Genomic DNA, 7,053 nt, shown 5'->3' with positions numbered 1-7,053 from the left:
GTTCGGGTTGGATACATCTTAGCACGCTGTCCAATTTTGCCGGACCACTTCACTTATCTCTGGTCCACACGAACAAGACGCTATCGCGGCTCAAACAGCAGCAACTGGCTTCGTGGTCTGATGGTCGGCTTCAGATCAACAGTCTCGAAGCCTTGGCAGAAAGCGCAATGACAGAGCTGCGCCCGCTGCCCAAACGCCCGCTGATCTGACGGATTACGGCAAGGGTTCTGCCGGTGTCTCGTCTGCGACTTCTTCGGCCAACGGTGCGGGTTGCTCCTCAAATGGCGATGCGACTTCGGGTATGGATACGCCGAAAACATGCTTTTCCACCTGCGCGTTCACAACGGCCCCCAAGAGGATCAGAAAACTGCTGAGCCACAACCAGACCAGCATCGCGATCGCTGCTCCGATCGATCCGTAGACTTGATTGTAATTGCCAAAATTGGCCACGTAATAGGAAAACAGGATCGACAGACCAGCCCAACTGGCCACGGCAACGACCGCGCCAGCCCTAATAGATCGCCGGTGCGGTTTGCCTCGGTTCGGGCCGTAACGGTAAAGCATGCTCACCCCTCCCAACAGCACAGCCACCGCGATTGCCCAGCGCAACGCCTCTACAATCAGACCGGCAACGCCGCCCAGCGGAAAAAACGCCAGCACGACAGGTGCGACCACCAGCGTGACCAAAGCTACGAAGCCGACCGCAACCAAGGCCAACGTCAACAGCAGCGCGCGTAAGTAATGCCGTATGGTCGCGCGGTCCTTCTCGCCGTGCACGGCATTCAGGCCCGTCATCATCGCCGCAACACCTGCCCGCGCAGACCACATCGCCGCAGCAATCGAGATGACGCCAGCCCAACCCAATGTCTCGGGGCTGGTCATCACCACACTCACGATCTGTGCATAGAAAATCTGGTACACATCCTCGGGCAATAGCCCCTTCATGTCTTCCAGCTGTGACAGGACGACGACCGGATCGGAAAACAGACTCAGCAGCGCAATCAGCGCGGCGATAGCCGGAAACAGCGACAGCATCCCGAAAAATCCGACACCCGCTGAAACCAGTGCAAGATTTGTCTCACCTATCTGTAAAAAGCCGCCCCGCAGGGCGGCCCATAGTGTGCCAAAGAATCCCTTGGGCATTGCTGCCACATGTGTCTCGCTCATTGCGTTCCCGTTCACTCTATTCGTCGCCTTCCACCTCATCGCGCACCTGACCCCACGCGGCCAGCGTAAAGATCAATGTACCGCCGATGATGTTACCGGCAAGCACAGGCAGGAAAAACCCCGCTACTGCGTCCCCAAGACCTAAACTACCTTGTAGCATCAGCACCGCCATCTCGACCGAGCCAGCAACCACGTGGGTGAAATCACCGGCCGCGATTAGCCAGGTGAATGCCATGATCAACAGAAAACCTGCTTCCGCCGCTTGCGGCAACATCCAGACTATCAATGCCACTATGATGCCAGCAGGGATCGCACGCCAGAAGCTCTCCATCACCAGCATGCCGGTAGCGTGTTCGGACAGCGAAATGATTGCAGGCAAGATGTCGGGCGAAATCGCTGGCGTGTATACAAACTGCGCAGCCGCCGCAAATGCGCCCAGCACATTCGCGCCCAGCACGAAACCCCAAAGCCTTAACATGCAGCCAAACGCCACAAGCGTCTTTTGCCGCATGATTGGCAAGACTGTGGTGATGGTGTTTTCCGTGAACAACTGCATCCGCCCCATGATCACCGCCAGAAAGCCCAAAGAATAGCCAAGGTTCTCAACCAGATGCCGCCAAGGTGCGTCTGGCAGATAGATCCTGAAAATCGCCTCGCCCAGCACCGAGAGGCTGATCAGGATACCCGCAGCGATGCCGGACCAGAACAGCGACCGCTTTGTGCGCAGCAACTCCTCCTCACCATCGCGCCGGATCACTTCGTAGATGATATGCGGCGACAGCGCTGCCGCTTCCTCTACCGATTGCTCCTCAGCCTGCCGACGCATGTTGCGGGTGTGGGTGTTTTGCGGTGTCATCTTTGTTTCTGGCTCCTGAGCGCGCTCCGCAGGGCCAAATTCAGGTCTTGCACTCCCGTCTTGTTCCGCAATGATACGGATCAAAAGTTCAAACCTGACAGGGGTGAACGCAGAACCCCACCCTTTCGTCCAATAAAAGGTCTCCGCATGAAAACGCCTCTGATGCACGCCATCGCCGCCAAACGCGACGAATTGATTGCCCTGACACAGGATCTCATCCGGATTCCCACACTCAACCCTCCCGGTCAGGACTATCTCGCGATCTGCGAATATCTTGAAAAACGGCTGAAAGCACATGGATTTAACACCCAGATGATCCGCGCCAATGGCACTCCGGGCGACAGCACAAAATACCCGCGCTGGAACATCATCGCCCGACGCGAGGGCACCCACGCAGGCGAATGCGTACACTTCAACAGCCATACAGATGTCGTCGAAGAAGGTGCAGGCTGGACCACCGATCCCTTCGGCGGAGAACTTAAAGATGGCAAAATCTACGGCCGTGGTGCGTGTGACATGAAAGGCGGCCTTGCCTCTTCGATCATCGCTGCCGAAACTTTTATCGAAATCCACCCCGACTTTGCAGGCGCGATTGAGATCTCAGGCACTGCCGATGAGGAATCCGGCGGTTACGGTGGCGTCGCCTATCTGGCCGAAAAAGGCTACTTTGCACCCGAGCGTGTCCAGCACGTGATCATCCCGGAGCCCCTGAACAAGGATCGCATCTGCCTCGGCCACCGCGGCGGCTGGTGGGCCGAGATTGAAACCAAGGGCGAGATCGCCCACGGCTCCATGCCCTTCCTTGGCGATTGCGCCGTGCGGCACATGGGCGCCGTCCTGTCCGAATTCGAGAATAAACTCTTCCCCGCTATGGCCGCACGCTACACCGATATGCCGGTCGTGCCCGATGGCGCGCGCAGCTCGACAATGAACATCAACTCGATCCACGGCGGTCAGAAAGAACAAGACGCAGATTTTGACGGTCTGCCCGCCCACTGCGTCCCCGATAGCTGCCGCATCACCATTGACCGCCGCTTCCTCGTTGAAGAGCCGCTCGATCAGGTCCGCGACGAAGTGACCGCCCTGCTTGAAGGCCTGCGCGCCACCCGCGCCGACTTTGATTATGAGCTGACCGAAATCAACTCCGTCCTGCCCTCCATGACAGACCGCGACGCGCCTGTGGTCCGGACTGTTGCAAAGGCCATTGAAGACGTGATGGGCCGCGCCCCTGAATACGTGGCCTCCCCAGGATCTTATGATCAAAAACACATCGACCGGATCGGCAAGATGAAAAACTGTATCGCCTATGGACCCGGCGTGCTGGAACTGGCCCATAAACCCGACGAATGGATCGGCGTGGATGACATGATCGACAGCGCCTGCGTCATGGGCGCGGCCTTGGAAACCCTGCTGCTGCCCCCTGCGTGACACAGCGCGCCGCGATGCCCACAAGAAATGCCCGCATAAAGCGGCATGATCTTTTGCGTCGCGTAAGCTATACTGGGGCACCAAGACTCCATCCTGACCGAATATCCGAAGTTGAAAAAGGAGCACCGGCATGAGTCGTCTAGACGTATTTGTCGCCCGCATGGTGTCGCAGCGGGCCAGTCTTAATCACGCAGCTGAGATGATCAAAGGCAAAGCAGGGCCTGCATTCGCAGTTGGGCTTGGGCAATGGGCGCACCTACAGCCACATGTGCGAAATCATGTCAGAGCGCGAGATTTACATTTTCGAGCACGCGGTCGCGTCCCATCCCGCCAGCACCCCCCCGATGATATGTTGCTGCTGGGCGATGTGCATGACACCCTGCCCGCCGCCCTTGCCCGGTTCGGGCCGGTGGCACAGTTGATACACACGGATCTGGGCGGGCATGACCTGGTCAAGAACGATGCCTTCGCCCGCAAAATTTCACCTCTGGTCGAACCGCTGCTGGCAAATGGCGGGCTGATGGTAGCGAGCGACCGGATGTATTTCGACACGCTGGTCGAGATCCCTCTGCCGCCAGATGCCAGTCCGGAACAATGGTTCATCTATCAGCGATCGTAGGATCGGACCCTCGATGCACTGATTTAACGTAACTCTCGAAGGCGGCCTCGCATCTGCGTGCTCGTTTCGCCAAGACCACTACAAGGACGCCTTTGCGCCGCAATGACGCGGCTGGTCCTCTCCCGCCTCAGGCAAAAGCTGTCTCGGCAGCCAGCCCAAGCCCGTCCACAATCGCCGTCAAGGCAGAGCCGTGGTGCACCTTCGCATGTCCGAATGCTGCACCAAGAGTTGATTGCGTAACCCGCATCAGGCTGGAACCGCCGACAAATACCAGATGCGTCACCGCCTCCGGAGTAACACCCGCCTGCTTCAAGGTTGCCTGCGCAGCCGCCGCCATCTCACCGGTCATACCGGATAAAAGCGCTTCTACCCGCGCTTCAGTCAGCTCCGCTGCCAAGCCGCGCTCGACCACCCTCAGTTCGATTTCGCCCCGGCCACTTGTGTTGGCCGCAATCTTGCCTGCCTCTACGGCAAAAGCGATGTCATGTCCCAGTTCGTCACCCAGAACCGACACAAGCCGTTCAAACTTTTCGGGCTCCACGGCGTATTGCAGAAGGTCCTTTGCCAGACGGCGGCTGTCTGGCGCGTATAGAAACTGAATTTTCTGCCATGTCGCCAGATCGTTGAAGATCGTTGCAGGCGCAGTGTGGGTCTCCTTTCCGAAAGCATGGCGGATCTCGCTGCCACGCCCCAATAGCGGCATCACCGTCTCAAGGCTTAGGACGCGGTCAAAATCCGTGCCGCCCAGCCGAACGCCATGGCTCGCCAAGATGTCGATGCCCACAGCCCCGTTTCGAAACAGCGTGAAATCCGAGGTGCCGCCGCCGATATCCACAATCAGCCCCAGATCGCCTTCATCCAGCACAGCACGATTGGCCAATGCCGCGGCTTCTGGTTCGTACATAAATGCAACATCGGCAAAACCCGCGCGCTCATAAGCTTCGCGCAAGTCCACTTCGGCCTGCGCATTGCGCGCGTCATCGCCATGAAAACGCACAGGACGCCCCGATAACGCGCGATCAAATTCTAAGCCCGTCTGCGCTTGCGCCGCCGCTTTGACCTGTGCCAAAAACCGCGCCACAATGTCGATGAAATCCAGCTTTTCGCCTAGGTAATTGCGCTTTTCACGCATCAAAGGCGCACCCAGCAAGCTTTTGAGCGCGCGCATATAGCGCCCCTCGTCTCCGGCCAGCAATGCCGCGCCAGCAGCAGCACCGATCCGCATCTTGCGCGCATCAAAATCAAAGAACACCGCCGTGGGCAGCGTGGTCTCACCCGCCTCAAGCATGATCAGATGCGCACGTCCGTCCACTGCCACAGCCGCCGCCGAGTTCGACGTCCCAAAGTCCACGCCTAAAACCGCCATACTCGTTCCTTTCCGCAAATTAAGGCTCAGGGCATAACGCCGGCCTTCGGTTGCCGCAAGGTTTCTCCTAGCCATAATAACAATCGTCGCCTAACCTTCATCCATAACTCAACGAGGGAGTCCTACATGTTCCATCTCCGTACGCTTTTGCTTGGCGTCAGCACAGCCGCCCTTCTGGCCGGTGCCGCCGCAGCAAAAGACGATATCATTATCGCGATCCAGCTTGAGCCGCCACACCTCGATCCAACCAGCGCTGCCGCTGGCGCGATCGATTCCGTGCTTTATTCCAACGTGTTCGAAGGCCTCACTCGCTTTGACAGCGCAGGCGCCGTGATCCCCGGACTGGCCAAAAGCTGGGAAATCTCAGAGGACGGCCTGACCTACACCTTCACGCTTAATGAAGGGGTCACTTTCCACGACGGCTCCACCATGGACGCGGAACATGTGAAATTCTCGCTTGACCGGATCGGCGCGGAAGGCAGCGCCAATGCGCAAAAGGCGCTTTATGCGGCTATCTCCGAGGTCAACGTGATTGATCCCGCCACGGTTGAGGTCAAACTCTCCGAGGCAACCGGCAACATGCTGTTCAACCTCGCATGGGGCGACGCGGTCATCGTTGCGCCAGAAAGCATCGAGGGCATCAAACAGACGCCCATCGGCACCGGCGCGTTCAAGTTTGATAGCTGGACCCAAGGCGACAAGATCGAACTGAGCCGCAACAAGAGCTATTGGGGCACACCAGCCGTACTGACCAAAGCGACGTTCAAATTCATTTCCGATCCCACCGCGGCTTTCTCGTCGATGATGGCAGAGGATATCGATGTTTTCTCCGGCTTCCCTGCGCCAGAAAACCTGCCCCAGTTCGAAGCTGATCCGCGCTTTCAAGTGCTTGTCGGCTCTACCGAAGGCGAAACGATCCTGTCTACAAACAACAAGATGCCGCCCTTTGACAACGTGAAGGTACGGGAAGCTCTGGCCCATGCGATTGACCGTCAGGCGATCATCGACGGCGCCATGTTCGGCTACGGCACGCCCATCGGCACACACTTTGCGCCGCACAACCCTGCCTATGTCGATCTAACCGCAATGAGCAACTACGACCCCGAGAAATCCAAGACACTGCTGGCCGAAGCAGGCTTTCCCGACGGGTTCGAAACAACGCTCTTCCTGCCACCTCCTTCTTACGCACGCCGCGGTGGTGAAATCATCGCCTCGCAACTGGCAGCAGTCGGGATCAAAGCAGAGATTACCAACGTGGAATGGGCGCAGTGGCTGGAATCTGTATTCAAGGGCAAGAACTTTGGCCTGACCATCGTCAGCCATACAGAGCCGATGGACATCGGTATCTATGCCAACCCCGACTACTACTTTCAATATGACAACCCTGCGTTTCAGGAGCTGATGTCAAAACTCAACAGCACGACAGACCCAGACATGCGCACCGCCATTCTGGGTGAAGCGCAAACCATGATCTCAACCGATTATGTGAACGGCTACCTGTTCCAGCTTTCTGCGCTTTCAGTAGCAAAAGCAGGCCTGCAAGGGCTGTGGGCCAACGCACCGACGCAGGCCAACGATCTGACCGCCGTAAGCTGGGCCGACTGAACCAACTTTTGT

Annotated in this window: 6 protein-coding genes and 1 pseudogene; 4 read left to right on the top strand and 3 right to left on the bottom strand. The window is 57.9% G+C overall.

Annotated features, from left to right (window positions below):
• Positions 1–209 (top strand): annotated as a pseudogene (locus tag V7730_RS15940) (hypothetical protein); the annotation flags it as partial.
• Between the two features lie 4 nt (positions 210–213).
• On the opposite strand, the gene V7730_RS15935 reads toward V7730_RS15940, so the two are convergent.
• Positions 214–1,167 carry a YihY/virulence factor BrkB family protein gene (locus tag V7730_RS15935; RefSeq protein WP_335748590.1) on the bottom strand — a complete coding sequence of 318 codons (954 nt, stop codon included), beginning with the start codon at positions 1,165–1,167 and terminating at the stop codon, positions 214–216.
• Between the two features lie 16 nt (positions 1,168–1,183).
• A complete protein-coding gene (locus tag V7730_RS15930; RefSeq protein ID WP_335748589.1) occupies positions 1,184–2,023 on the bottom strand; it encodes a formate/nitrite transporter family protein in 840 nt (279 codons plus the stop codon).
• Between the two features lie 147 nt (positions 2,024–2,170).
• Here V7730_RS15930 and V7730_RS15925 point away from each other — a divergent pair, with 147 nt between their 5' ends.
• Positions 2,171–3,451, top strand: coding sequence for an acetylornithine deacetylase/succinyl-diaminopimelate desuccinylase family protein (locus V7730_RS15925; RefSeq protein ID WP_335748588.1), 1,281 nt, complete (start codon positions 2,171–2,173; stop codon positions 3,449–3,451).
• 130 nt (positions 3,452–3,581) lie between these two features.
• Positions 3,582–4,070 (top strand): class I SAM-dependent methyltransferase, encoded by a 489-nt coding sequence (locus V7730_RS15920; RefSeq protein WP_335748587.1) that lies wholly within the window; start codon positions 3,582–3,584, stop codon positions 4,068–4,070.
• A 127-nt stretch (positions 4,071–4,197) separates the two neighbouring features.
• Here V7730_RS15920 and V7730_RS15915 read toward each other — a convergent pair whose 3' ends face one another.
• Complete coding sequence (locus V7730_RS15915) at positions 4,198–5,436, bottom strand: Hsp70 family protein (RefSeq protein WP_335748586.1); 1,239 nt, start codon at positions 5,434–5,436, stop codon at positions 4,198–4,200.
• Between the two features lie 126 nt (positions 5,437–5,562).
• On the opposite strand from V7730_RS15915, the gene V7730_RS15910 reads away from it, so the two are divergent.
• Positions 5,563–7,041: an ABC transporter substrate-binding protein gene (locus tag V7730_RS15910; RefSeq protein WP_335748585.1), complete on the top strand. Its 1,479-nt coding sequence runs from the start codon at positions 5,563–5,565 to the stop codon at positions 7,039–7,041.
• The last annotated feature ends 12 nt before the right edge of the window (positions 7,042–7,053 follow it).

This window comes from Sulfitobacter sp. (assembly GCF_036961165.1).
GTDB lineage: Bacteria > Pseudomonadota > Alphaproteobacteria > Rhodobacterales > Rhodobacteraceae > Sulfitobacter.
The sequence above is the reverse complement of the archived record's forward strand: the minus strand, read 5'-3'. Positions and strand labels throughout refer to the sequence as shown.

Bases quoted from the DNA above. Each gene is read 5' to 3' on its own strand.
- V7730_RS15930 (WP_335748589.1), bottom strand. From the start codon at position 2,023: ATGACACCGCAAAACACCCACACCCGCAACATGCGTCGGCAGGCTGAG.
- V7730_RS15925 (WP_335748588.1), top strand. From the start codon at position 2,171: ATGAAAACGCCTCTGATGCACGCCATCGCCGCCAAACGCGACGAATTG.
- V7730_RS15915 (WP_335748586.1), bottom strand. From the start codon at position 5,436: ATGGCGGTTTTAGGCGTGGACTTTGGGACGTCGAACTCGGCGGCGGCT.
- V7730_RS15935 (WP_335748590.1), bottom strand. From the start codon at position 1,167: ATGAGCGAGACACATGTGGCAGCAATGCCCAAGGGATTCTTTGGCACA.
- V7730_RS15920 (WP_335748587.1), top strand. From the start codon at position 3,582: ATGAGTCGTCTAGACGTATTTGTCGCCCGCATGGTGTCGCAGCGGGCC.
- V7730_RS15910 (WP_335748585.1), top strand. From the start codon at position 5,563: ATGTTCCATCTCCGTACGCTTTTGCTTGGCGTCAGCACAGCCGCCCTT.